We start from the raw sequence: 25,699 nt of genomic DNA, 5'->3' as shown, positions 1-25,699 counted from the left end.
TTCGCTTCAAACCTGATCCGGAGAAAGAATTCCCGGTGCTTCGTCCGCTCTGCGTTTCCGCCGGGCTTTTGAAGCAACTCCCCGAGCTTACATGCTCCGAGCGACTGCTCGAACCGGTGTGTTTCGGAGGAGGTGGACCGGCCCGCCCGCAGATGAATCCGCGTTCGTCTCGCTCGGTCTTGACCAACTGTACCCCCGGGGTGGAGTGCTCGTGACAGGTTTCGAAGAACTCTCCGGTGTCCTGGCTTACATGGCCCGGAAACATCCCCGAAAGCTCCGAAAGCTCCCGTGGAACTCCGGTGCGCTCGGCAGCGACCGCACCTCCCCTGGGGCCCGGGCACCCGCTACCGTGTCCCGGCCCCAGACCCGGCCCGGGCCCCACCTCCTGGAGGACCCAGCCAGACCAGGCCCTAGAGCTTCTCGATCGGGGCGTACTTGACCAGGAAGTCCTTCTCGCCGATGTCGGCGCCGAAGTCGATCCTGGCCTTGGTCTTGTCCCCCGCACCGTCGACCAGCTGGACGCGGCCCATACCGAACGAGTCGTGGTTGACCAGGTCGCCCACACTCAGCGTGGGGGCCTCCTTGACGGCCTTCTTCTTCCCGCTGCCGAAGGGACTCGCGAAGCCACCACCGGACGCACCACCGGAGCCACCGCCGAAGCCCCCACCCGACCGGCCGCCGATGGACCTGCTGGGCGGGGCGGCCAGGGTGGACTCGGCTCGGCGCCAGTCGACCAGAGCCGAGGGGATCTCGTCCAGGAACCGGGACGCCGGGTTGTAGGAGGGGGTTCCCCAGGCGCTGCGCACCGCCGCGCGGCTGACGTACAGCCGCTGCTCGGCACGCGTGATGCCCACGTAGGCCAGGCGCCGCTCCTCCTCCAGTTCGGTCTTGTCCCCCAGGGTGCGGGTGTGCGGGAAGACCCCGTCCTCCATGCCGGTGAGGAAGACCGCCGGGAACTCCAGTCCCTTGGCGGCGTGCAGGGTCATCAGGGTGACCACCCCGCCCTCGTCGTCCTCGTCGGGGATCTGGTCGGTGTCGGCGACCAGGGAGATGCGCTCCAGGAAGTCGACCAGGGTCGGTTCGCCCGGGTCGATGCCCTGGTTCTCCTCGCCCTCCAGCTCCGCCTCGTCCTCGATGAGCGCGGCGAACGTGTGCTCGAACTCCCGGGCGACGTCGACGAACTCCTCCAGGTTCTCCACTCGGCTCTCGTCCTGGAGGTCCTTGGACTCCGCCAGCTCCGACAGGTAACCGGTCTTGCTGAGCACCGCCTCGACGATCTCCGCCGGGGTACTGCCCGGGACGACCTCGGCGAGTTCGTCCAGCAGCGCGGTGAAGTTGCGGATCGCCTTGGCCGAACGGGTCGCCAGGCCCGGTGCCTCGTCCACGCGGCGCAGCGCCTGCGAGAACGAGACGCGCTCGCGCGCGGCCAGCAACTCGACGGACTCCTCCGCGCGTGCTCCGATGCCTCGCTTGGGCACGTTGAGGATGCGGCGCATGCTGACCGTGTCCTCGGGGTTGGCCAGCACCCGCAGGTAGGCGAGGATGTCGCGGATCTCCTTGCGCTCGTAGAAGCGCACGCCGCCGACGATCTTGTACGGCAGGCCGGTCCGGATGAACACGTCCTCGAACACACGGGACTGCGCGTTGGTCCGGTAGAACACGGCGACCTGGCTCGGCTTGACCACGCCCTCGTCGGTGAGCCGGTCGATCTCGCCGACCACGAAGGCCGCTTCCTCGTGCTCGTTGTCAGCGACGTACCCGGTGATCATCGGGCCCTCGCCCTGCTCGGACCACAGGTTCTTCGCCGGGCGGCCCTCGTTGCGGTCGATCACCGTGTTGGCCGCGGAGAGGATGTTCTGCGTGGAGCGGTAGTTCTGCTCCAGGAGGATGGTGCGCGCGTTCGGGAAGTCGCGCTCGAACTCCAGGATGTTGCGGATGGTCGCGCCCCGGAAGGCGTAGATCGACTGGTCCGCGTCGCCGACCACGCAGAGTTCGGCGGGCGGGACCACGCTGGTGTCGGAGCCCTCCGCCGCGCCGACGAGTTCGCGGATGAACGCGTACTGGGCGTGGTTGGTGTCCTGGTACTCGTCGACCATCACGTGCCGGAAACGGCGCCGGTAGTACTCGGCGACGTCCGGGAACATCTGGAACAGGTTGACCGTGATCATGATCAGGTCGTCGAAGTCCATGGCGCCCGCCTCGTGGAGGCGGCGCTGGTAGAGCTGGTAGGCCTCGGCGAGCTTCTTCTCCTGCTCGGTCTGGGCCTGCTCGGCGTGGGTGTCGTAGTCGACGAGCTCGTTCTTGAGGTTGGACACCTGGAAGCTGAAGGACTTGGGCGGGAACCGCTTGGGGTCCAGGTCCATCTCCTTGCAGACCAGCTGCATGAGGCGCTGGGAGTCCGCGGCGTCGTAGATGGTGAAGCTGCTCGGGTAGCCGAGCCGGTGCGCCTCCCTGCGCAGGATGCGCACGCACGCCGAGTGGAAGGTCATGGTCCACATGGTGTTGGCGGCGCGGGTGCCGAGGAGGGCCTGGATGCGCTCCTTCATCTCGGCGGCTGCCTTGTTGGTGAAGGTGATCGCGAGGATCTCCCCCGGGCGCACGCCGCGTTCGGCCATGAGGTGGGCGATGCGGTGGGTGAGGACACGGGTCTTGCCCGAGCCCGCGCCCGCCACGATCAGGAGCGGCGACCCGGCGTGGGTGACCGCGTCGCGCTGGGGACCGTTCAGACCTTCGAGAAGCTGTTCTTGGGAGGACACGCCTACCAGGTTACGGGCGACCAACGACGTGACCGTCCACCCGAGGTGGGGCCGCCCTCCCGGGGACCAACCCCTCTCCCCTTTCCTCCCCGCCCTCTCTCCTTCGCCATCTCCTCCCCCGCTCTCCCCGGCCTCCCTCCCCTCTCGCCTCCCCTCCCCCTCCTCTCCTTCCTCGTCTCCCCTCCTCCTCTTCCATCCCCCCGCCCGCGTCATCCGTCGACGTCCGGTGTGGTCGGCGGCTTACCCTGTTAGGGGCGTTTTCGGTGGATGTCGCCGGTCGCGCGCGTGCACACCACGCGACGACGCGGTGCGCCCGCCGCTCCTCCTGCGACGCGCGGCCGGGCTCAAGGCCATCGGACACGCCCCCAACACCAACCAGGTCCTTCGCCTGGCTGGTCCGTGTCCTGTTCTGGGGGAGATTGGTCTTGGCTGACCAGGAGTCCATGCGTGTGTTCGTCGACTGCGATCCGGGGATCGACGACGCCGTCGCGCTCGCCTACCTGGCCGCGCGGCCGGAGGTGGAGATCGTCGGGATCGGCGCGGTGTTCGGCAACAACACGGTCGAGGTGACCGCGCTGAACGCCCTGCGCCTGCTCGACCTGTACGGACGCCCGGACGTGCCGGTGGCCGTGGGCGCCGGCCGCCCGCTGGTACAGGAGCCGAGTCTGGCCGGTCACGTGCACGGTGGGAACGGCCTGGGTGACGTGAAGCTCCCCGAACCCGCGCGCGAGCCGGTGCCGGAGTCCGCCGCCGAACTCCTCGTGCGCCTGGTGCGGGAGAACCCGGGCGAGATCGACGTGCTGGCCGTGGGCCCGCTGACCAACCTGGCGCTGGCGCTCGGCCTGGAGCCGCGCCTGCCGGAGCTGGTGCGGCGCCTCGTCGTGATGGGCGGCGCCGTGGAGGTGCCCGGGAACGTGTCCTCGCACGCCGAGGCCAACATCGCCAACGATCCCGAGGCCGCCGAGGCGGTGTTCGCGGCCGGGTTCGACCTGGACCTGATCGCGCTCGACATCACCATGCGGACGGTGGCGACCGGGGCCTGGCTGGACCGGCTCCGGGAGGTCCCTGGTGCGCGCGCCCAGAACACGTCCGCGTTCCTGGACTTCTACTCCGAGTTCTACCGGGGCATCTTCGGGGTGCGCCAGTGCGCGATGCACGACCCGCTGGCCGCGGCGGTGCTGGTGGACCCGCACCTGGTGACCGGGGCCTTCGAGGCTCCGGTGCGGGTGGAGCTCTCCGGCGGGTTGACCCGCGGGATGACCGTGGCCGACCGGAGACTGCGGCCGAGCGCGGACGAGCGCCGGACCGCGCGGGTGATCACCGAGGTGCGGGAGGACGAGTTCCTCGACCGCATGCTCGACTCCCTGCGCTGACGGGGGCCCGTCCGGGGAACACTGGCGAGCGGGGACCGCGCCCTTCGTGGCGCGTCCCCGCGGGGCTCAGACGAGGCGGCGAGCGGTGGCCCAGCGGCTGAGTTCGTGCCGGTTGGACAGCTGGAGCTTGCGCAGCACCGAGGACACGTGCGTCTCGACCGTCTTGACCGAGATGAACAGCTCCTTGGCGACCTCCTTGTACGCGTAGCCACGGGCGATGTGCCGCAGGACCTCGCGTTCGCGCTGGGTGAGGCGGTCCAGCTCGGGGTCGACCGGGGGCGCGTCGGTCGCGGAGAAGGCGTCGAGGACGAATCCGGCCAGCCGCGGTGAGAACACCGCGTCCCCGTCGGCGACCCGGACGATGGCGTTGGCCAGGTCCTTGCCGGAGATGGTCTTGGTGACGTAGCCGCGGGCGCCGCCGCGCACCACGCCGATGACGTCCTCGGCCGCGTCGGAGACCGACAGGGCGAGGAAGCGGATCTGGGGGTGCTTCGCCAGGACCCGCCGGAGCACCTCGACTCCCCCGCCGCCGGGCAGGTGCACGTCGAGGAGCACGAGGTCGGGCTGGGCCTCACCGATGACGTGCACCGCGCTGTCGACGTCCCCGGCCTCGCCGATGACGTTGACGGCGTCCCCGAGCTCCCCGCGCACCCCGCTGCGGAACAGCCGGTGGTCGTCCACGATCACGACGCGGGGGACCGCGTCTCCGTCACTGAAGTTCGTGCTCTCTTCTCCCACACCTGGACCCTATCCAGGGAAGTCACCCGGTAGGTAGTGGCCCACGTCGCTCCGACCGCCCTCTGGCCCGAAGCGGCCACTCCCCGGACCGCTGGTCGCCGGACGCATGGGCCCCTGGACTCATGCGTCTCCCCGCCCCACGGCCCCGGCCTCACAGGCCCCCGATCTCCCCGACCCGCCCGCCCCACGAGTCGCCGGGTTCACATGTCGGGGATACGCGGCATACGGAGTTGCACCTCGGTGCCCTCGCCCGGCTCGGTCCGGATGCGCGCGGTCCCGCCGTGGCGCTCCATGCGGCCGATGATGGACCCGCGCACACCCATCCTGTCCTCCGGGATGTCGTCGAGGTCGAACCCGGCGCCCCGGTCCCGCACGAACACCAGGACCTCACCTTCGTCCACCTCCCCGAACACGGAGATGCTGTCCGTCCCGGCGTACTTGGAGGCGTTGACCATGGCTTCGCGGGCGGCGCGGAGCATCGCGCTGATGCCGTCGTCGATGGGCGCGTCGCCGACGCACACCACCTCGATGGGCACGCCGTGTTCCTCCTCGACCTCGGCTGCCACCCGTTCCAGCCCGGGTGTGACGGTGGTCTCGGCGTCGGCGGGGCGCTGGTAGAGCCAGCTGCGCAGGGCGCGTTCCTGCACGCGGGCCAGGCGCTGCACCTCGCGGGGGTCGTCGGCGCGGCGCTGGATGAGGGTCAGCGTGTGCAGGACGGAGTCGTGGATGTGCGCGGCGAGTTCGGCGCGTTCGGCGTTGCGGATGCGCTCACGGCGTTCGGAGTCGCGCTCTCGGATGAGCCCGATGATCCAGGGAGCGACGATCAGCGCGATCCCGGTGATGAGGGTGAACGCGAAGGTGAGTCCGGCGCGGGCCTCCTGGAGCTGCTGTTGGAAGATCAGGAATCCGATCACGCCGACCACCACCAGCAGGACACCGGCGGCGGTGCGCATGATGCTCTTGGGTCGCGTCCGGCTGACGGTGCTGTTCATCCACTCGTTGCGTTCGGCGGGGTTGGCCTGCTGCCACAGGATGGTGGCCCCGAGCGCACCGAAGATGACGAACCACAGAAGCGGGTCGAAGACTCCGCCGAAGATCAGGAAGAGGAATCCCAGCCCGGCCGCGAGGCCGACGTAGGCGACGAGCTGCGAGATGTCGCGGCCCTTGCGCCTGGCGTCCTCCGCCGGTTCGGGTCCGTCGCCGTCGGCCTCCTCCTTGGGTACGAGGAAGTAGAGGGCCACGTAGACGGCCACCCCGATGCCGCCGACAGCGAGCGCCATGAACGCGAGGCGGACCACGACCGGGTCCAGGCCCAGGTGCCGGGCCAGTCCCGAGGCGACGCCGCCGAGGAGTCTGCCGTCGACCGCGCGGGTGAGCCGCGGGGTCTCCACGGCCGTCGTTGGCACCGCCCGATCACCGCTTTCGTGTGTGGCGCGAGGCTCCTGGCGTGGCTCGCGCGTGGTTCTGGACGGTTCCAGCATGCCCTGTGTGACCCTCGTGGGACATCGGGGGCACGGCCCTGGTCCTGCCCTGGTGTTCTGGTCAGGGTGGGTTCAGGGTCGTCCCGGATTCCCTTCGCGACGTATCAGAGGTCACGATGGTTCCATGAGGAAAGTGTGGTGAGCGTCCATGTCTGACGGACAGTCGCCGGCCGGGGCGTCGGCGGGGGGCGGCCCCCTGGGCAACGGGGCCCTTGGGGACGGGGCCTTCGGGTACGGCTCCCCCGGGAGCGGTTCCGCCGGTTCCGCCGATCCCGCCGGGGCCACCGCTTCCGGACCTGCCGGGGCCACCGCTTCCGGTTCCGGCTTCGGTGCCGGCTCCGGTTCCGGGGCCACGGCCGCCGAGGGTGTCGCCACCGAGAACGAGGCCGCCGGTGGGTCGCCCGATCGGGCGACCGGCCCCGAACTGCGCCGAGACGACCAGCGGCAGGCCCTGGCCGGGGTGTGCGCCGGGCTGGGCGCCTACACGCGGGTGGACCCCGTGGTGTGGCGGGCCGCGTTCGTGCTGACCGCGTTCGCCGGTGGTGCGGGGCTGCTCCTGTACATCGCGGCGTGGATGCTCATGCGCGACTCGGAGGGCGGTCCGGCGACCTTCGAACAGATGCTGAACCGGAGCTTCCCGCCGCACGCGGTGCTGAAGCTGCTGACCGTCGGCCTCGCCGGGGCCACGGCGCTCAGCCTGGTGGGCGGGTTCGGCTGGGGAACGCTCGTGTTGGCGATCCCGCTGGTCCTGGGGTTGCTGACCGCGAGGAACCGGGGTGTGGACCTGCGGACCTCGTTGCTCGCGCTCCGCTCGGACCTGGCCACGCGCGAACCGCCGCCCACGGGTCCGGTGCCGCAACCGGTTCCCGCCTACTACAACCCGGCCCAGCCGTGGGCCTCGGCCCCGCAGGGCCCGGTGGACCTCGCGGTGGTCTCCGAGCGCACGTCGCTGGGCCCGGACGACGATGACGAGGAGGACGAGTACGAGGACGGCGACGACGGGGACGAGGCCGCCGGCGGCGGGGGAAGGAAGGAGGCGGACCGGCACGGCGGAGGCTGCCGTGGCGACGGATCCGGTCACGGAGGGAAGCCGCGTTCCTCACCGCTGGCCTCACACGCGCTGTGGACCGTGTTCGCCATGGCGATCGCGTGGGCGTTCACCGCTCCGCACCTGGGCCCGCCCGTGTCCGAGGCGAGCCCCACCCAACTGTTGTTGGGGCCGGACCTCGGTGTCTACTTCATGGCCGCCGTGGTGGCGGTGATCGGCGTGTACGCACTGGTCGGGGCCTGGGTGGGCAACCCTCGGGGGCTGGTGTTCCTGGGCTGCCTCGCCGTGCTGGGCGCGATGCTGGTGTCCTCGACCGACGTCACCAGGATGCGGATCGGTGACCGGGACTGGGCGCCGGCCACGGTCGCCGAGGCCGGGTCGGACGACCTGTGGCTGAACGTGGGGTCGGGGACGCTGGATCTGACGGGGCTGTCCACGGAACTCGACCCCGGTGAGTCGGTGGACGTGAGAGCGCGGGTGGACGTGGGCTCCCTGGTCCTGGTGATCCCCGAGGACGCCCGTATCAACCTGGTGTCGGAGGTCTGGGCCGGGGCGGTCGGTGTGGGGGACGCTGAGCCCGACGGCGACTTCGTGACCGGACTGGGCGTCACCCATGAGGAGACCTTCGAGCCGACGCGAGCGCCGGAGGGCTCCGGGCGCGCCGACGGAGCCAGGGAGGCCGGAAACGGACAGGACGGTGTGCCGGTGATCAACGTGCACGCCGAGAACAGGGCCGGAACAGTGGAGGTGCGGTATGACCAAGCGGAGAACTGACTGGGGTTCACTGCTCGCGGGACTGCTGTTCCTGGGGCTCGCGGTCGCGTTCGTCGTCCGGGGCAGCGGCGCGTGGGAACCGAACGTGCTGTGGCTGCTGCCGGTGCTGGCGGTGGGTCTGGGTGTGGCCGCGGTGGCGCGGGCCCTGTTCCGGTCCCGCCCTCGGGAGTCGGAGGAACTCCCTCCCCCGCCGGACCAGGGTTGATCCGCCGCCCCGGCGTCAGGATTAGGAAAGGGGCGTCCTCCTCGGAGGGCGCCCCTTCGTCGTGCGCGCCGATCGGATGCCAGCAAGTTCCTGTCCGAAACCCACCCACCCGAAGCAGCCCATCGAACCGTCACCGTCCGCCGCTGACTCCCTGGCTGTGCTCCCGGACGCGCTCCGGGCGCCCACCGAACGCGGCGGCCGCTGCTCCCGGTGGTGCCCCTGCCCGCGCACCGGGCACAACTTCCGCCGCTACTCCGGGCGGTGCTCCGCGATCGCCGCGAACTCCTCGATGCCCAGGGACTCACCGCGCGCGCTCGGCTGGACCCCGGCGGCCCGGAGCGCCTCCTCAGCCGCGGGGGCCGATCCCGCCCACCCGGACAGGGCCGCGCGCAGGGTCTTGCGGCGCTGGGCGAAGGCGGCGTCGATGACCTTGAAGACCTCCCGGCGCGGCGCCTTCGTGCTGGGCTCGGGACGGCGGATCAGCTCCACCAGCCCGGAGTCGACGTTGGGCGCGGGCCAGAAGACGTTGCGGCCGACCGATCCGGCCCGGCGCGCGCTGGCGTACCAGGCGACCTTCGCGGAGGGCACCCCGTAGATGCGGCCGCCCGGGGTGGCGGTGATCCGGTCGGCGACCTCGGCCTGCACCATCACCAGGACCCGCTCCAGGCTGGGCAGGAGTTCGAGCAGGTGCAGCAGGACCGGCACGGAGACGTTGTAGGGCAGGTTGGCCACGAGCGCCGTGGGGGCGGGGCCGGGCAGTTCGGTGACGCGCATGGCGTCGCCGGGGACCACCGTGAGGCGGTCGGCGAGGTCGGGGGCGTGGTCGGCGACGGTGCCGGGCAGCGCCTCGGCCAGCCCCGGGTCGATCTCGATCGCGGTGACCTGCCGCACGTGCGGGAGCAGCGCGAGGGTGAGCGAGCCGAGTCCGGGCCCCACCTCGACGACCACGTCGTCGGCGCCGACGCCCGCGACACGGACGATGCGGCGGACGGTGCCGTGGTCGATGACGAAGTTCTGGCCCAGGGTCTTGGTGGGCCGGATACCGAACCGCTCGGCGAGGGCCCGCACGTCGGCGGGGGTGAGCAGGCGGGAACGGTCGGCGGGGTCGGGTTCGGGTGTCTGTGTCACCCACACATCTTGCCAGCCGCCGCCCACCCGCTCATCCACGCCGTGTCCGGTGGGATCACCTCCCACCGAACCCTGGTCGTCCCGGTCAGTCGAAGAGGTGGACCCCGCAGTGCGGCCACTGGCTCTGCCAGTTCCCGCCGACGGTGTCGTAGAGCTGTTGGGCGCGCTGGGTCTGCTCGGCGGGGCTGGCCTCGGAGGGCAGCCCGCTGCCGCCGACCGAGGCCCACGTGCTCGGGCTGAACTGGTAGAGCCCGTAGTACCCGCCGGCCGAGTTCACCGCGGAGGCGTTGCCTCCGGACTCGCACTGGGCGAGCCCGGACCAGTTGAGGCCGCTCGCCTCGCCGCTGGCCTCGCCGGGGTCGGGCTCCTCCTCGACCTTGGTGCCGATCTCCACCAGGCCCTCGACGGGTTCGGTGACGACCTTCTCGGAGAGTTCGTGCTCGACCTCCTCGCCGTGGCGCAGGACACGCAGCGTGGTGACCTCCTTGAGTCCGTCCTCGGGCTCGGTGACGACCTCGCGTTCGCCTTCGGGGAGGTCGGGGTTCTCGCGCTCGACCGTCTCCGCCTCGATCACGACCTCCTCGGTCTCGGGTGCGCCGAGGGCGGGTAGGACGCGGACGACCATGTCGGGTTCGGCGGGCTCGTCGGGTTCCGGGGAGACGATGTCGTGCTCGCCGGTCTCGACCCCGGCGGCGCTGAGCACGTCGGCGACGGTCGCGCCCGTGGTGCGGGTCTCGGAGCGCACGGTGTCGTACATGACGACCATGCGGGGGGCGCGTTCCGCGCTCACCGCGAGTCCGTCCTCGGGGATCACGGCGTCGTGCGCCTGGGAGAGTTCGACTCCCTCGGGGTCGAGTCCGATCTGTCCGAGGGCTTCGCCGAGCGTGGCGGCGTGCACCCGGTGGTCGCGTTCGTGTCCGTCGAGGTCGACGGTGAGCTCCCGGGGCGAGCGGACCACGACGTGGTCGCCGGCGCTGAGGGTGGTGCCCGGGGAGGGGGCGACCACGTCGTGTTCGCCGAGCTCGATCCCGGCGGAGTCGAGGACGTCCTGGACGCTGTCGCCGAAGGTACGGACCTCGCTCTCCTCGCCGTTGGCGTCCAGAAGGACGGTCTTCTCCATGGCCAGGGCCGTTCCTCCGCCCACCGTGGCCAGCACGGCGGCGACGGCTGCCGCCATGACCGGCAGGGGAGGGACGAGGGACACCCTGCGCCGCCGACGCCTTCCGGAACGGCCGTTGCCGCCGTTCTTCCCGGGTTTTCTGGGCATGACTTCCGAGCCCTTCTTCAAGGGTTGGTTCGTGGAGTTCTCGGTGGTGGAGGGGCGTTCGGGGGCGCCGAACAGGGTCACATTAACACCAGGAGAGTGTGGTGTTTTGACATGGCCCGAAAACCATTCCCTGGCAAATCGCGCATTTCCCTCTATTCTTTTCCCCTCCCCGACCGGAGGCGGCGACCTGGCGTCGGGGCGACACAGCCTGCACAATGAACCGAACGCCGTTCTAGTAACCTCTCCCGACCAACACCCCGGAGGCACCATGGGACCCCTCAACGGAACCCGCGTCGTCGAGTTCACCGGGCTCGGCCCGGCACCGATGGCCGGGATGCTCCTGGCCGACATGGGCGCCAGCGTGATCCGGATCGACCGCCCCGTGGCCGCCGACGCCGTGAACGGCGGCTCCACCGGACCGCACATGAGCGAAGGGCGCGCCGTGGTCGGCGCCGATCTCAAGACCCCCGAGGGGATGGCCCGCGCCCGCGAACTCGTCGCCCGCGCCGACGTCCTCCTGGAGGGCTTCCGACCGGGGGTCATGGAACGGCTGGGCCTCGGCCCCGACGACTGCCTGGAGCTCAACCCGGGCCTGGTGTACGCGCGGGTCACCGGCTGGGGACAGGACGGCCCGTTGGCCCACACCGCCGGGCACGACATGAACTACGTTTCGGTGAACGGCGCCCTGCACTCCATCGGACGCGCGGGCGGCCCCCCGGTCCCGCCGATCAACCTGCTCGGCGACTTCGCGGGCGGCACGATGTTCGCGGTCACCGGTGTCCTGGCCGCCCTCCTGGAGCGGCGGGGTTCCGGCCGGGGCCAGGTCGTGGACGCCGCGATGGTGGACGGCAGCGCCCTGCTGATGTCGATGGTGCACGAGGACCGTGCGCGCGGTGCGTGGACCGACGAGCGCGGCACCAACTACCTCGACACCGGCGCTCCCTGGTACGACGTCTACGAGTGCGCCGACGGCCGCCACGTCTCCGTGGCCTGCATCGAGCCGCAGTTCTACGCCGCGTTCCTCGCGGGAGTGGGGCTGGACGGCGAGGACCTGCCCGAACAGTGGGACACCGACGCGTGGCCCCTGCTGCGCGCGCGCTTCGCCGAGGTGCTGCGCACGCGCGGTCGTGACGAGTGGGGGGCGGTGTTCGAGGGCACCGACGCCTGCGTGATGCCCGTCCTGTCCCTGGCGGAGGCACCCGACCACCCGCACGTGCGGGCCCGGGGCGCGCTCGTGCGGGGAGAGGGCGACCGGTTGGTGGCGGGTCCGGCGCCGAGGTTCGGCCGCACCCCCGGAGAGGTCACCCGGGGACGCCCGCTGCCCGACGCCGACGCGACCCTGAAGGAGTGGGGTCTGACCCCCTGAGGACCACGGCCCCCTCAACGGCGCCCCACCATGGGACCCGCCCCCGGCCCCTCCCCGGTTCCCCTGATACTCCTCCCCCGCTTCTCGCGTCCGGTTCCTCCCTGTCCGGAATCGCCGTTTTCCCCGCTCAGAGCCGTGTGATCACTAGGGTGGGCGACCAGTGAGGTGATCGCGATCGGGGGGACCGCCATGTCACCGAGTCGATGGCTCGGCCTGCGCTCGGAACGGTGTTCGGCCAAGGGCCGTGCCCGACGACCTGGAGGGAGCCCGGGCGGACTCCCAGGAGGGCGCCCGGGCAGCAGCCCCAGAAGGCGCCTGTACGCCCTCATGTTGGTGGCCGCGGTCCTGTTCTGCACGGCGCCCGCCGCCGCGAGCTCGGGGGCGGCCGCGAACTCCGACCCGGACCGCACCGGTCGGGCCGACGGACCGGTGGTGCTGGTGGGCGTGCCGGGCCTGCTCTGGGAGGACGTCACCCCCGAGCACACGCCCGCGCTGTGGGAGATGGCCGAGGCCGGGGCGATCGGCAACGTGTCCATCCGCACCGCCACCTCGCGGACCTGCCCCACTGACGGGTGGCTGTCGGTCTCGGCCGGACAGCGCGCCCTCTCCGACCGTGAGCGCTTCACCGTCTGCGAGCCCGCTCCGGAGCCGGTCGTGGACGGGTCGGGGGCGACCGTCCCGGGCTTCGGCGACTTCGTCGACCAGAACGCGCGGTCGGTCTTCTCCGCGCCGGTGGGCCTGCTCGGACAGACCGTGCGTGACCAGGGCGGTCTGACCCTGGCCGCCGGTCCGGGCGCCGCCCTGGGCGCCGCGGACGAGTCGGGGCGGGTCGACCACTACGTCGACTCGGCGCGCGACCTCTCCCAGGAGCGCCTCCAGGGCGTCTCCCTCGCGGCGGTGGAGCTGCCCGAGCTGACCAGCCTGTACCCCACCGAGTCCGACGAGGATGACGAACCCCAGGAGGCCAAACCCGAGGACGTCCCCGAGCAGGTCCGTGAGGACACCCTGGAGACACTCGACTCCCGGCTGTCCGCCCTGGTGCGGAACCTGCCCGCGGGCGCGACCCTGATGGTGGTCGGCGTCTCCATGGACACCGGGCCCTCCCAGCTGACCGTGGCGCTCACCGGGGAGATGACCGCCCAGGGGCTGGCCGGCCCCTCCGCGTACCTGGCGTCGGAGTCGACCCGGCGTCCCGGGCTGGTGGCCCTGACCGACACCACCGTCACCGTGCTGCGCACTCTGGGGATGGACCCGGGCGGGCTCACCGGCGGACGGGCGTGGCAGACCACCGACCGCCCGCAGCCAGCCGAGGAGGCGCTCGTCCGCCTGGTGGACTTCAACACCGCCGCCGTGGTCGTGGGCACGGCCATCCCCGGGTTCTTCAGTGGCCTGGTCGCCATCCAGTTGCTCATCTACGCGGCGGCGGCCTACGCGATGCACCGGTACTCGTGGGGGCAGCGGGGCAAGCGGGCCGTGGTGCTGTCGGTGACCCGGGTCGTGGCCCTGGCGGGTGCGGCCTTCCCCGTGGCGAGCTACCTGGCCAACCTCATTCCGTGGTGGGCGACGCAGTTCCCGCTGCTGGCCCTGCTCGCCTCGGTCCTGGCCGTGGACGCCCTGGTGGTGGCCCTGGCGGTGGCGGGACCGTGGCGCCGGACCATCCTGGGGCCGATGACCGTGGTGGCGGGAGCGACCACCCTGGTGCTCTTCGTCGACCTCTGCGTAGGCGCGCACCTCCAGATGAACTCGCCCACGGGGTACTCCCCGATCGTGGCGGGACGGTTCTACGGGATCGGCAACATCGCGTTCGCGACCTTCGCCACCGGCATGCTCATGGCGGTCGCGGGCGTCTCCCACTCACTGATCTCGCGGGGCAGGCGCCGCGCCGCCGTCGTCACGACCATCGTCGTGGGTGCCGCCTCGGTGCTGATCATCGGCTGGCCGGGACTGGGCACGGACTTCGGCGGCGTCATCGCACTGATCCCCGGCCTGGCGGTGACCACGATGATGATCGCGGGGGTGCGGATCACCGCCCTGCGCATGGCCGCGGTGGCCGTCGTCTCGGTCACGGCGATCTCCTTGCTGGCCTGGATGGACTACCTGCGTCCGGTGGAGGACCGCAGCCACTTCGGCGCGTTCGCGGAGCTGGTGGTGAACGGGGACGCCGGGACGGTGCTGGCCCGCAAGCTGGGCGCGATGCTGGGCACCCTGGGCAACTGGCACCTCACGCTGCTGGCCGCCGGGGCCCTGGTGTTCCTGTTCGCCGTCCTGAACCGGCCGGGCAGGTGGCGGATCGGCGCGCTCCAGCGGGCCTACGAGTACGCCCCGACACTCCGGGCCGGGCTGACCGGTTCCCTGGTGACGGCCCTGGTCGGTTTCGCGGCCAACGACTCGGGCGTGGCCATCCCCGCGCTGGCGCTGACCGTGGCGGTCCCGCTCACCCTGTCCGCGTGTGTGTGGGCGGTCCAGCAGAGCGAGCGCGAACCCGCGGAGAGCCCCACGGAGCCCCCGTGCGTCCAAAAGGCGTGATCCATACACCAGGTATCCCGGAAACGGTGAATCGACGGAGGCACGACCTTGCGTCGCTCCCGTCACGAATCGGCCACAGCGCTGTGGTAAAGTCCGAGGCTGGACGGCCCCGGCCCCAACGCGTCCCAGCGCCCTGACAGTGCGCCGGGAGGAGCCGGGTCCACCGGGGACCACCGGCCCAGCCACGGTCCCCGCCGCGACCCACCGGGGAATGCCCGCCGTCGCGGGCGGGTTCTCCCGAGTGGAGGGCCGATCGCGGCCGCCGGCTCCGGCGGGACGGCCGAGCACGGGGACACCATGCACCGAGCCCTCGTCGCACGTCACACCGACGCAAGTCACACCGACGACACACGGCACCAGGAACTCCTGGCCCTGGCCAGGCGTTGCCCCGGTGCCGTGCTTTTCCGAGCAAACCAGGCGAGAAAGGCGTTTCCTCCCCGGTTCCCAGCCCGGGGCACCACGCAAGGAACTTGATGAACCATCAGCTTGGCTCACGCGGTAACGCATCCATCGCACCGGTCTCCGCACGTCCCCAGTGGGGAGACGTGCGGCCTGCCTCGCCGACCCGTCGGGCACGGCCCGAGTACGCCGGAGTCGCAATGCCCGACCTGACCATTTCCTCCACCCTCCACGAGGCCGGAAGAGTGCTGGCCCTGGACGGCGAGATCGACATGGCCACCGAGAACCGCTTCCAGGAGGCGGTCACGGAGGCGTTGACCACGCAGCCCTTCGGCCGCGTCGTGCTGGACTGCGCCGACCTGCGGTTCATCGACTCCAGTGGGCTGCGCGTGCTGATCCGCGCCCACAAGGCCGCCAAGGAACAGCAGGCCCTCCTGGTGATCGCCGCCCCGCTGCCGCGCGTCATGCAGACCCTGCGCGTCACCTCGCTGGACACCCGCATCCCGGTGTTCGCCTCGGTCGCCCTGGCGCTCAGCGCCCCGCAGACCACCCAGTAGCCGCACCGCCTCCGGGCACGACGAAGGCCCCGCGTCCTGACGCGGGGCCTGTTTTCGTCTCTCGGGTCTGCGTCCCTCGCTCAGAAGAACAGCAGCCACACGCCCAGGGCGGTGACGGCGGCGTTCACCAGCAGGAACACCCCGACCCAGAGGGTGCCCGGGAGCCCGGTGAGGCGTGCGAGCTGGTCGGCGTCAGAGTGCGGAGAGGGGTTGCGCACGCGCTGCGACTGGAGCTCGATGACCGGGCGCACCCCGGCGAACAGCAGGAACCAGATGAACAGGTAGGCGAAGGCCGCCTGGACCTCGTGCGGGGTGAACCAGCTGACGCCGAAGACCACCGCTCCGGTGACCACGACCGACAGAACGCCGTAGAAGTTGCGGATCATGAGCAGCATGGCCGCCAGGATCACGATGCTCAGCCACAGCAGCGCGGTGATGTAGCCCGCCATCAGCATGAGGATGCCGAGGAGGCCGATCACGCTCGGGGCGATGTAGCCGGCGAAGACCGTGAGGATCATGCCGATGCCGGTGGGCCTGCCACGGGAGACCGTCACCCCGGACGTGTCCGAGTGCAGTCGGATCCCGGTCAGCTGGCGGCCGCTGAGCAGGGCCACGAGTGCGTGCCCGCCCTCGTGGGCGATGGTGACGACGTTGCGCGCCACGCGCCAGGGCGGACCCAGCAGCACGGCCGCCAGGGCCACCACGGCGGTCGTGACGATGATCCACTGTTCCGGATCGGGCTGGCCGGTCAGCACGTCCTGCCACACGTCGCCCAAGCTCGTTCCCACCACTGGTCTCCCGACTTCCCGCATCGACCGGCACGCCTGTCACCGGAAACTCCCTGTCAGCGGGCCCGCTCACCCTGCGCCGCGGCGGCTGGGAGGCGCGGGGGAACGCGGCCCTTGCCGAACTTTAGGGCATTTCGGAGAGTGCCGTGCGTGGCGGTCGACCGCTGACCGGGGGGATCGCGCCCCAGTCGCGGTCTCAGGCCTCCTCGGCCTCGGCGGCCGCCTTGAGCCGGTCCAGCGTCAGGAGGATGCCCCGAGCGTTGCGTGCCGGGGCGCCGCTCAGCACGTAGAGGGCGATCTGCCCCCGCGAGTAGTCGAAGGTCTCGGTGACGAGGGTCCCGCCCTCGGGCAGCTCCCGGAACTCGTAGCGCCAGCGGTGCGAGCCCACGTGCCTCCAGGCGATGAGCCGTCCCTCCTCGAACTCCACCACGCGGTTGGTCATCCGGTAGGGGAGCCCGAGCATCTTCATGTCCATGCCGAACTCGGAGCCCAGCTCCAACCGGTCCGGGCCGGACTGCGCGCCCTGGACGGTGCCGGAGCCGTCGAGCACGGCGTGCTGTGACGGTGTGGCGACGATGTCGAAGATCCGCTTGGCCGGAGCGTCGACCACGACGCTCCGGGCCACCATGTGTTTGGGCATGACGGCATCATGTCACCGTCGCGGACCACTCCCTCACCGGGGCCGACGGGCGGACCTACTCGCGGACCCCGTGCCGTTCCACCCCGGCCAGCTCCCCCTCCGGGGACACGTGCACCACCCAGAACGACCCCTTGCGCAGCCCGCGCTGCTGCGACAGCGGTGCGCCCAGCCGTGTGAGCACCTCGGTGAGCAGGTGCGGGACCAGCTCACCGTGGGTGCACACGACCGTTGGCCGCTGCTCGTCCAGGACCCGCGCGATGACCTCCCGGGCCTCCTCCACGTCGTAGCCCCCGCCCGCGCGTCCCACCGTGAGGGCGCCCTCGGTGCTCATGGGGACGTCGCACTCGACGGTCAGCGGCAGCAGGGACTCCGTGCAACGGGCCGCCGCCGACGTCAGCGCGCGCAGCCCCCCGTAGGCGCCCAGCACCCGGGGCAGGGCGAGGGCGTCGGCGCGGCCGGTCTCGTCGAGCGGTCGCAGCAGGTCGCTGTCGGTCCAGGAGCGCTTCTCCCCCGCCGACAGGTGCCGCAGCAGGACGATCGGGAAGGTCCGTGCGGGACCGACCCGGAAGTTGTCGAGGACCTGCACGTCGTGGTCGTAGGTGAGACGGGCACGGGCCTCCTCGACGGGGACCCACTCGACCGTCTCCACCTCCTCGTTGGGTTCGTAGTCGATCCGCCCGCCGGGCTGGGCCGGGGTGGCCGCCCACCACTCCACCTGTTTGGGCCAGCCGTCCTTGAGGTAGCGCTGCGGCGGGAGCCGGCGCCCCATCACGGGGGTGAGGCCGGTCTCCTCCTCGACCTCCCGGACGGCGCCGATGATGGGGTGCTCGCCGTTCTTGAGCTTGCCCTTGGGCAGGGTCCAGTCGCCCCGGTCCGGGCGCCGGATGAGGACGACCTCCCGACCGGAGGGACCGTCGCGCCAGAGGACCGCGCCGCCCGCGCGGATGGGCTCCAGGTAACCGCCCACCGCGGTGTCGCGCGGCGGGAAGGCGCTGGTCATGCGGATCTCGGGGACGTTCGTCCTCAAGGGTCCCGCGTCGGGGCCCCCGTGACCTGCCCCGTGCTCGTGGGTGTTCACCCGTCCACCACTCTCAGGTGCCGGTCGCCTCTCAGGGTGTCCTGGAGGTCGACCAGCGGTTGGCCCTCCGCGTCGTGGGTGACCCGCTTCCATGAACCGTCGGGTTCGAGCCGCCACGAGGAGGTGCTGTCGGACATCGCCAGCTCCATGATGCCCACCAGCCGACGGCACTGCTCGGGGTCGGCGATCCGGACCAGTGCCTCCACGCGCCGGTCGAGGTTGCGGGGCATGAGGTCGGCGCTGCCGATCCACACCTGGGGACGCCAGCCGTTGGCGAAGACGAACACGCGTGAGTGTTCGAGGAAGCGGCCCAGGATGCTGCGCACCCGGATCTTCTCGGACAGGCCCGGAACTCCGGCGCGCAGCACGCAGCTGCCGCGCACCCACAGGTCGACGTCGACCCCGGACTGCGAGGCGCGGTACAGGGCGTCGATGATCTCCTCGTCGACGATGGAGTTCACCTTGATCCTGATGTGGGCGGGCTCGCCCTTGAGGCTGTTCTCCACCTCGGTGGCGATCTGCTTGAGGAGTCCCCGGCGCAGGGCCGCGGGGGCCACGAGGAGCCTGCGGTAGTGCTTCTTGCGGGAGAACCCGGTGAGGCTGTTGAAGAGGTCACTGACGTCCTCACCCACCTCCGCGGCGGCGCTGAACAGGCCGAAGTCCTCGTAGATCCGTGCGGTGCTCGGGTTGTAGTTGCCCGTGCCCACATGGCAGTAGCGGCGCAGCAGGCCGTCGTCGTCCTGGCGGATGACCATGGACAGCTTGCAGTGGGTCTTGAGCCCCACGACTCCGTAGACGACGTGGCAGCCCGCCTCCTCCAGCTTGCGGGCCCACTGGATGTTGTTCTGTTCGTCGAAGCGGGCCTTGACCTCGACCAGGACCACGACCTCCTTGCCCTCCCGGGCCGCCTCGATGAGCGACTCGACGATGGGTGAGTCGCCGCTCGTGCGGTACAGGGTCTGTTTGATCGCCACGACCTTGGGGTCGGTGGAGGCCAGGGTGAGGAACCGCTCCGTGGTGGTGGCGAAGGACTCGTAGGGGTGGTGGACGAGCACCTCGCGTTCGCGGATGGTCGCGAACAGGTCGCCGGAGGTGAGCGCGCGCGGTTCCACCGGGACCATGGGCGGGTAGCGCAGGTCGGGTCGGTCGGTGTCGGCGATCTGGGCGAGCCCGGCCAGGTTGAGCGGCCCCGGGACCCGGTAGATCTCCTCCTCCTCGGCACCGAGCTGCTCGCGGAGGATGGACAGCGCCCCGTCGCTGATGGACTGTTCCACCTCCAGGCGCACGAGCGGTCCGAAGCGGCGGCGCAGGAGTTCGTTCTCCAGGGACTGGACGAGGTCGTCGGTCTCGTCCTCGTCGACCTCCAGGTCGGCGTTGCGGGTGACCCGGAAGGCGTGGTGTTCGACCACCTGCATGCCCTCGAACAGCTGGGGCAGGTGCGCGGCGATGATGTCCTCGACCGGGACGAAGCGGCCGCCGCCGTGGGTGGTGAGCTCGATGAACCGGGGCAGGGCGCTGGGCACCTTGACCCGGGCGAACATGGGCCGGTCGTCGTTGGAGTCGCGCACCGTGACGGCGAGGTTGAGCGAACGGCCCGAGATGTAGGGGAAGGGGTGCGCGGAGTCGACCGCGAACGGTGTCACCAGCGGGTAGATGGCGCGGCGGAAGTAGCCGTGCAGGTACTCGCGTTCGCGGTCGTCCAGCTCGCTCCACCGGACGATGCTGATGCCCTCCCGGGCCAGGGCGGGGGCGACGCTGTTCTCGAAACAGGCGATCAGGCGCAGGATCTGGTCGTGGGTGAACAGGGAGATGCGCTCCAGCAGGTCCCTGGGGTGGTGCCCGCTGGGTGAGGCGACGGACAGGCCCGTGGCCAGACGGCGTTTGAGCCCGGCCACCCGCACCATGAAGAACTCGTCCAGGTTGCTGGAGAAGATCGCGAGGAACCGCGTCCGTTCGAGCAGCGGGATGTTCTCGTCCTCCGCGAGTTCGAGCACTCGTTGGTTGAACCGGAGCCATCCCTCCTCCCGGTCCATGAACCTGTCGGCGGGAAGGTCGGCGGTGGCGGGCCCCGCTGGCGTTGGCGCTGATTCCGTGCTCACAGTGGGCAGACTCCCCCTTTTGCATGACCGCACGGTGACGTCCCCGTGAGGGGAAAATGACCGCAACGCGACTGCTGTGGAGGATCTGTACCCATATCGCCACGCGTGTCCCTGGACACCGGGCAGGTTTTTCCTCATGACACGATCACGCGCCCCACCTGACCTGGTGGGACGCGTGGATTCGCGGGCGGCGGAGCTACCGGCTGATGCCGATCTGGAGGTCGGGCGGCAGGATGAGCAGGAACATGGCCACACGCATGAGGACGTTGATCCAGGTGTTGCGGAAGCACGCCCACAGGTAGCCGTAGAACAGGCCCGCGGCGCCGTAGGTGAGCAGGGCCATGCCGGTGTCGTGCACGAAGTCGATGCCGGGCAACTGCGAGACGGCGTCGTAGGGCTGGATGAACGCGTAGGTCATCGCGAACACCACCGAGGTCAGCACGATGCCGCCCCAGCGCCCCAGGAGCAGCTCCAGCCGGGTCTGCATCATCCCCCGGAAGAAGATCTCCTCACAGGTGGCGATCACCATGAAGGCGACCAGCATGGCGTACAGCGTGAGTGAGGGCTCGGGGAGCCCGATGTGCGGCGTGATCAGGAATCCCATCAGGACCACCGTGACGAACACGGGCACCACCCCGAGCCAGCGCCAGGGCTCCCCCACCTTCAGGGCGATCGAGGGCATGGCGGTGCCCTTGCCGTCGACGGTCAGGCCCGAGCGGTCCAGGATCAGCAGGGGGATGGCGAACAGGAACAGCAGGCGCGAGACCAGTGCCACGGACATCGCGAGGTCCGGGGAGACGCCGGTCTCCTCCCCGTAGACGGTGAAGATCCACGACAGCACGACCATCGAGAGGATGAACCCGGCGATCAGGAGCACCATCCAGCCGAGTTCGCGTAGGACGGGGTGGCCGTCCATGGCGCTGGCGATCCGTCGGTCCAGCTCGTCACGTCGCCCGAACGCCCGGACGAGTCCCCAGGCCATGACGATGCCGATCAACATCGGCATCCAGGAGACCAGGTACAGCACGGACGACTCACCGAGGACGTCATCCCGCATCCCCGGCCGGATGAGCGCCGGCCCGATGATCAGGACGGCGGCGAGGGCGACGGCCCAGGCGAGCCCCCATCTTCGCACCATGGTCACAAGTGTCCCCCCTGTCTCAGAACACACATTCTGCACCAGGGAAAACTAAAAGCGACTTAATGACTACGGTATGTCGTTACCCCGTTGTCACCAGGGTCCCGACACGCCCGGGGAGCGTCCCCCACGACCGGAATCCGGCGAGGTGGTCCCAGGCGGAGGACGGCGCCCCCCAGGGAGGTCCCGGCCGGTTACCGTCGGACCCGGCCACCCCCCGAACCAGGAGTCGAGACCAACGTGACCACAAGCGACTACGACGACTTCGCCGAGGCGTACTCGGCCGACAACGACGCCAACCTCATGAACGGTCACTACGAGCGCCCCGCCATGCTGAACCTCGCCGGTGACGTCGGCGGCCGCCGCGTCCTGGACGCGGGCTGCGGCTCCGGTCCCCTCTCCCTGGAACTGCGGAACCGGGGCGCCGAGGTGACCGGGTTCGACTCCAGCGCGGAGATGGTCAGGCTGGCCAGGAAACGTCTCGGCGACGACGCCGACCTGCGCGTGCTCGACCTCGCGGAGCCCCTCCCGTTCCCCGACGGCGGGTTCGACGACGTCGTCTCCTCACTGTCGTTGCACTACCTCAGGGAGTGGGAGGGGCCGCTCCGGGAGCTGCGCCGGGTCCTGAGGCCGGGCGGCCGCCTCCTGGTCTCCGTGGACCATCCGGCCGCCCACGTGCTGCTGGAGCCGGACACCGACTACTTCGAGGTCTCTCCCTGGCCGGTGGAGGTGGAGTTCCAGGGCAAGAGGGCGGTCCTGAACGTCTGGCACCGCCCGCTGCACGCGATGGTCCGGGACTTCACCGGGGCCGGTTTCCGCGTCGCGGACATCGACGAACCGCCCTTCTCGCCGGACACCCCCCGGCACCTGCTGCCCGAGCGGCTCCGCGAGCGCACCCGGTTCCTCGGTTTCCTCTTCTTCGTCCTGGTCGCCGAATAGGCCGCACAGGAGGTGACACGGGGCGGGGCCCGCCCGGACCGTCGCGGTCGTGTGCCGCGACGCCCGGGCGGGCCCCGTCTCCGGGAGCCGGGATCTAGTGCCCGTTCTCCAGGACCGACTTCAGGAAGGTCTTGGTCCGCTCCTCCTGGGGGTCCCCGAAGATCTGGTCCGGGTGGCCCTCCTCGGCGATGCGGCCCTCGTCGAACATCATGACCCGGTGGGACACGTCCCGCGCGAAGCCCATCTCGTGGGTCACGCACAGCATCGTGATGTCGGTGGTCTCGGCCACCTCGCGCAGCACGTCCAGCACGCCCGCCACCAACTCCGGGTCCAGGGCCGAGGTGACCTCGTCCAGCAGGAGGATCTCCGGCCGCATCGCCAGGGCGCGGGCGATCGCCACGCGCTGCTGCTGACCGCCGGACAGCTGGGTCGGGTGGGCGTCGATCTTGTCGCCCAGACCCACCAGGTCCAGCAGTTCCTCGGCGCGGGCGCTGGCCTCGTCCTTGGACAGGCCGAGGACGTTGACCGGCGCCTCCATGATGTTCCTGCGCACCGTCATGTTCGGGAACAGGTTGAACTGCTGGAACACCATGCCGATGCTCTTGCGGCGGCGCCGCAGGTAGCTCTCGCTGGCCGGGGCCAGGCCGCTGCCCTTCGGCATGTGGCTGAACGGCTCCCCGCCGATGTTGATGCGGCCCTCGGTGACCTTCTCCAGCGTCATGAGCAGGCGCAGGATGGTGGTCTTGCCGGAGCCGCTCGGCCCGATCAGGGTGACGCGCTCGCCGGCGGCCACGTCGAAGTCGAGGTGGTCCAGGACGGTGAGGTCGCCGAAGCGCTTCACCACCTGGTCGAACACGATCAGCGGGCCGTCGGCGACGCCGTCCCCGACACCCGGTGCCGTCGTGTTCTCAGGGGTATCAGACGGCGGCATATCGCTTCTCCAGTCGTCGAATCACAATCGCGGACGGGATGCTCACCAGGAGGAAGAGGAGCCCGACCAGCGTGATGGCCTCCATCATCCGGAAACTCTCGCTGCCGACCCGCTGGGCCCTGGTCAGCAGCTCCGCCACACCGATGGCGAAGAGCAGCGGCGTGTCCTTGAACATGGAGATCAGGTAGTTGCCCAGAGCGGGGATGACCTTGCGGATCGCCTGGGGCAGTACGACCGCTCCCCAGGTCCGTGTCGTCGGCAGGCTCAGGGCCCGGGCCGCCTCCCACTGGCCCTTGGCCACGCCCTCGATACCCGAGCGGTACACCTCGGCGGTGTAGGCCGCGTAGTGGATGCCGAGGACCACCACACCGACGGTGAACGCGGTGATGGGGACCGGGCCGAACACCGGCAGTGCGTAGCTCGCCGGCAGCAGGAAGAAGACGAACACCAGCTGGATGATCAGCGGTGTGGTCCGGATGAACTCCATGACGAAGTGCACGACGGGACCGACGTACGGGACCCGTCGCACGACCGCGATCAGCAGGCCCAGGGTCAGGGCGATGCTGTAGCCGATCAGCGTGAGCTGGATCGTCACCAGCAGGCCCTGGAGCAGGCTCGGCATGACCTCGAAGGTGAAGGCGAAGTCCCAGATCATGGGCGTGGAATCGTTGTTCATTACTTGGCCACCCCCACCTGGGTACCGACCGACGGGGGCCGGAGCAGGCTCATGATCCCGCCGCCGGACGGCGGGGTACGGCCCAGCTTCTGGTTGGCGCGGCGCTCGAGCAGTCGCATACCGAAGATCAGCACCTGCGCGATCAGGTAGTAGATGACGAACGCGATCGCGAACGCGGCCAACGTCTCGCCCGTACCGCTGCGCACCTCACGGGCGACGGCGGTGAGGTCGAGGATGCCGACCATGTACACCACGGCGGTCGCCTTCATCAGCTCGATGATCAGGTTGCCGAACGTGGGCAGCATCTGCGCCCACGCCTGTGGCACGACAACCAGGCGCATGCGCTGGAACCAGGAGAGGTTCAGCGCGACGGTGGCCTCGACCTGGGCCCTGGGCACCGCGTTGAGCGCGGCTCGCACGACCTCGGCGCCGTAGGCACCGACGTTCAGGCCGAGCGCGAGGATCGCGGCGAACATCGGCTCCAGCTCGAAACCGGTCATGTCAGGGACCGCGAAGACGAACCAGAACATCACCACGAGAGCGGCGATCCCCCGGAAGACCTCCACGTAGACAGTGGTGATCGCGCGCAGGAGCCAGGACCGTACGGTGCCCATGATCCCGAAGACCATGGCTAAGACGAAGGCCAGAACGGCCCCCCCGAAGGTGAGCTGGAGTGTGATCCAGGCACCGTCGAGGTAGCGGGGTAGCTGTGCTTGCAGGAACTCCACGCTGGATCAGCCCTCGCAGAGCTCGGCGGTGCTCGTGCCGTCGGGCAGGTCGTCCTCAGTGAATCCCCACTCCTCGCCGAGCTCGAGGAGGCGGCCGCTCTCGGTGAACTCGGCGATGACCCGGTTCACCTCGTCGAGCATCTCGTCGTCACCCTGGCGCAGACAGAGGCCGCCCCAGCCCTTCTCCTCCTTGCCGTCCATGACCGGGTAGAACGGTTCGGTGACGTCGAAGTCGCCGCCGCGCTCCATCAGCAGGTACTCGTGCGAGACCTTCAGCATGGAGATGGCGTCGACGCGGCCGTTCTCCAGCATCTCGAAGCCGGTCGTCTGGTCCGGGATGAGTTCCATCTGGCCCTCGGGGACGCCGAAGTACTCGGCGTAGTTCTGTTCCACGGAGGCGTTCAGCACGGCCAGCCTGATGTCCGGGTCCGCGGCGATGTCCTCGAAGTGCTGGATGCCCTTGGGGTTGCCCTTGGCGACCATGAAGGCCTCGGGGGCGGTGGCGGTCGGCTCGCTGAAGGCGACCTCCTGACACCGGTCCGGGGTGATGAACACACCGGCGGCGAGGACGTCGAACTGGTCGTTCTGGAGGCCCGGGATCAGGCCGTCCCAGCTGGTGGAGGTGGCGACGATCTCCGGGATCCCCAGTTCCTCGAAAACGGCCTTGGCGACGGCGGGCGACTGACCCGCGGCCTCACCGGAGCCGTCAACGAACCCGAAGGGGATCTCGTTGGCGAGGCCGACCCGGACGAACCCCTGCTCGCGCAGGTCGGCCAGGGACGCACCGCTGCTGACCCTGGAGCACGACGCGAGCGAGGGAGCCAGGGCGGCCACCGCGACACCGGCTCCGGCCAGGCGGAACGCGTCTCGACGTCCCCAGGTTCCCCGCCGACGCGCTGGTACCTGATTCTTCACGACTGCTCCTCGAAAACTCGCGGGTGCGGAGCCTTCGCCCGAAGGACGGGGCGAGGCCTCACGCGTTCGGATGCTGGATCGCCTCAAGTGGGCGGGGTCCGCGGCTCGGTGGCCGCGGTCGTGACCGTTGCCCGGGTGCTCGGGACGAC

General features: G+C 70.4%; 21 protein-coding genes. 7 read left to right on the top strand and 14 right to left on the bottom strand.

The features are described from left to right. Positions 1–410: 410 nt before the first annotated feature. Entirely contained in the window at positions 411–2,756 is a 2,346-nt protein-coding gene (gene pcrA / locus BDW27_RS24745) for a DNA helicase PcrA (protein ID WP_049579902.1), read from the bottom strand. A gap of 443 nt (positions 2,757–3,199) precedes the next feature. Here pcrA and BDW27_RS24740 point away from each other — a divergent pair, with 443 nt between their 5' ends. Continuing rightward, positions 3,200–4,129 carry a nucleoside hydrolase gene (locus BDW27_RS24740; protein ID WP_017546888.1) on the top strand — a complete coding sequence of 310 codons (930 nt, stop codon included), beginning with the start codon at positions 3,200–3,202 and terminating at the stop codon, positions 4,127–4,129. Between the two features lie 66 nt (positions 4,130–4,195). On the opposite strand, the gene BDW27_RS24735 is transcribed toward BDW27_RS24740, so the two are convergent. Next, a complete protein-coding gene (locus tag BDW27_RS24735) occupies positions 4,196–4,867 on the bottom strand; it encodes a response regulator transcription factor (protein ID WP_110051991.1) in 672 nt (223 codons plus the stop codon). A 200-nt stretch (positions 4,868–5,067) separates the two neighbouring features. Beyond that, the gene (locus tag BDW27_RS24730) at positions 5,068–6,273 is read right to left on the bottom strand and encodes an ATP-binding protein (RefSeq protein WP_040694852.1); all 1,206 of its coding nucleotides are present in this window, start codon (positions 6,271–6,273) and stop codon (positions 5,068–5,070) included. Between the two features lie 223 nt (positions 6,274–6,496). On the opposite strand from BDW27_RS24730, the gene BDW27_RS24720 reads away from it, so the two are divergent. Together BDW27_RS24720 and BDW27_RS24715 are read left to right on the top strand one after the other, a co-directional pair. After that, complete coding sequence (locus tag BDW27_RS24720; RefSeq protein WP_146223300.1) at positions 6,497–8,170, top strand: PspC domain-containing protein; 1,674 nt, start codon at positions 6,497–6,499, stop codon at positions 8,168–8,170. Then, a complete protein-coding gene (locus BDW27_RS24715; RefSeq protein WP_017546885.1) occupies positions 8,151–8,375 on the top strand; it encodes a hypothetical protein in 225 nt (74 codons plus the stop codon). Before BDW27_RS24720 ends, BDW27_RS24715 begins: the two co-directional genes overlap by 20 nt. Before the next feature lie 249 nt (positions 8,376–8,624). Here the strand turns inward: BDW27_RS24715 and rsmA are convergent, their stop codons facing one another. Both rsmA and BDW27_RS24705 read right to left on the bottom strand, forming a co-directional pair. Further along, positions 8,625–9,509 (bottom strand): 16S rRNA (adenine(1518)-N(6)/adenine(1519)-N(6))-dimethyltransferase RsmA, encoded by an 885-nt coding sequence (gene rsmA / locus BDW27_RS24710; protein ID WP_017546884.1) that lies wholly within the window; start codon positions 9,507–9,509, stop codon positions 8,625–8,627. A 79-nt stretch (positions 9,510–9,588) separates the two neighbouring features. Further along, the gene (locus tag BDW27_RS24705; RefSeq protein ID WP_040694859.1) at positions 9,589–10,680 is read right to left on the bottom strand and encodes a resuscitation-promoting factor; all 1,092 of its coding nucleotides are present in this window, start codon (positions 10,678–10,680) and stop codon (positions 9,589–9,591) included. A gap of 358 nt (positions 10,681–11,038) precedes the next feature. Here BDW27_RS24705 and BDW27_RS24700 point away from each other — a divergent pair, with 358 nt between their 5' ends. The 3 genes from BDW27_RS24700 (at position 11,039) to BDW27_RS24690 (ending at position 15,618) form a co-directional block, all read left to right on the top strand. Then, a complete protein-coding gene (locus BDW27_RS24700) occupies positions 11,039–12,136 on the top strand; it encodes a CaiB/BaiF CoA-transferase family protein (RefSeq protein WP_017546882.1) in 1,098 nt (365 codons plus the stop codon). A 327-nt stretch (positions 12,137–12,463) separates the two neighbouring features. Further along, a complete protein-coding gene (locus tag BDW27_RS24695) occupies positions 12,464–14,662 on the top strand; it encodes a hypothetical protein (RefSeq protein WP_110051990.1) in 2,199 nt (732 codons plus the stop codon). 599 nt (positions 14,663–15,261) lie between these two features. Next, a complete protein-coding gene (locus BDW27_RS24690) occupies positions 15,262–15,618 on the top strand; it encodes an STAS domain-containing protein (RefSeq protein WP_110051988.1) in 357 nt (118 codons plus the stop codon). An 80-nt stretch (positions 15,619–15,698) separates the two neighbouring features. Here BDW27_RS24690 and BDW27_RS24685 read toward each other — a convergent pair whose 3' ends face one another. From BDW27_RS24685 to BDW27_RS24665, 5 genes are all read right to left on the bottom strand, one after another. Beyond that, positions 15,699–16,430: a M50 family metallopeptidase gene (locus BDW27_RS24685; RefSeq protein ID WP_193374281.1), complete on the bottom strand. Its 732-nt coding sequence runs from the start codon at positions 16,428–16,430 to the stop codon at positions 15,699–15,701. Positions 16,431–16,602: 172 nt separating this feature from the next. Beyond that, the gene (locus BDW27_RS24680) at positions 16,603–17,046 is read right to left on the bottom strand and encodes an SRPBCC family protein (protein ID WP_017546878.1); all 444 of its coding nucleotides are present in this window, start codon (positions 17,044–17,046) and stop codon (positions 16,603–16,605) included. 55 nt (positions 17,047–17,101) lie between these two features. Further along, positions 17,102–18,046, bottom strand: coding sequence for an NUDIX hydrolase (locus BDW27_RS24675; RefSeq protein WP_110051986.1), 945 nt, complete (start codon positions 18,044–18,046; stop codon positions 17,102–17,104). 74 nt (positions 18,047–18,120) lie between these two features. Continuing rightward, positions 18,121–20,223, bottom strand: a complete 2,103-nt coding sequence (locus BDW27_RS24670) for an RNA degradosome polyphosphate kinase (RefSeq protein ID WP_083927619.1) — start codon at positions 20,221–20,223, stop codon at positions 18,121–18,123. Positions 20,224–20,419: 196 nt separating this feature from the next. After that, complete coding sequence (locus tag BDW27_RS24665; protein WP_193374280.1) at positions 20,420–21,361, bottom strand: CPBP family intramembrane glutamic endopeptidase; 942 nt, start codon at positions 21,359–21,361, stop codon at positions 20,420–20,422. 240 nt (positions 21,362–21,601) lie between these two features. On the opposite strand from BDW27_RS24665, the gene BDW27_RS24660 reads away from it, so the two are divergent. Continuing rightward, positions 21,602–22,300 carry a class I SAM-dependent methyltransferase gene (locus BDW27_RS24660; protein ID WP_110051984.1) on the top strand — a complete coding sequence of 233 codons (699 nt, stop codon included), beginning with the start codon at positions 21,602–21,604 and terminating at the stop codon, positions 22,298–22,300. A 94-nt stretch (positions 22,301–22,394) separates the two neighbouring features. On the opposite strand, the gene ehuA is transcribed toward BDW27_RS24660, so the two are convergent. Genes ehuA through ehuB form a run of 4 tightly spaced genes read right to left on the bottom strand, consistent with a single transcriptional unit; the run spans position 22,395 to position 25,490 of the window. Then, positions 22,395–23,231 (bottom strand): ectoine/hydroxyectoine ABC transporter ATP-binding protein EhuA, encoded by an 837-nt coding sequence (ehuA, locus tag BDW27_RS24655; protein ID WP_017546873.1) that lies wholly within the window; start codon positions 23,229–23,231, stop codon positions 22,395–22,397. Beyond that, positions 23,218–23,886 carry an ectoine/hydroxyectoine ABC transporter permease subunit EhuD gene (gene ehuD / locus BDW27_RS24650; protein ID WP_026129664.1) on the bottom strand — a complete coding sequence of 223 codons (669 nt, stop codon included), beginning with the start codon at positions 23,884–23,886 and terminating at the stop codon, positions 23,218–23,220. Before ehuD ends, ehuA begins: the two co-directional genes overlap by 14 nt. A gap of 20 nt (positions 23,887–23,906) precedes the next feature. Further along, a complete protein-coding gene (ehuC, locus tag BDW27_RS24645; RefSeq protein WP_017546871.1) occupies positions 23,907–24,635 on the bottom strand; it encodes an ectoine/hydroxyectoine ABC transporter permease subunit EhuC in 729 nt (242 codons plus the stop codon). A 6-nt stretch (positions 24,636–24,641) separates the two neighbouring features. Then, positions 24,642–25,490 (bottom strand): ectoine/hydroxyectoine ABC transporter substrate-binding protein EhuB, encoded by an 849-nt coding sequence (gene ehuB / locus BDW27_RS24640; RefSeq protein WP_370446549.1) that lies wholly within the window; start codon positions 25,488–25,490, stop codon positions 24,642–24,644. Positions 25,491–25,699 lie beyond the last annotated feature (209 nt).

The sequence above is a fragment of the Nocardiopsis sp. L17-MgMaSL7 genome (genome assembly GCF_003182025.1).
GTDB lineage: Bacteria > Actinomycetota > Actinomycetes > Streptosporangiales > Streptosporangiaceae > Nocardiopsis > Nocardiopsis prasina.
The sequence above is the reverse complement of the archived record's forward strand: the minus strand, read 5'-3'. Positions and strand labels throughout refer to the sequence as shown.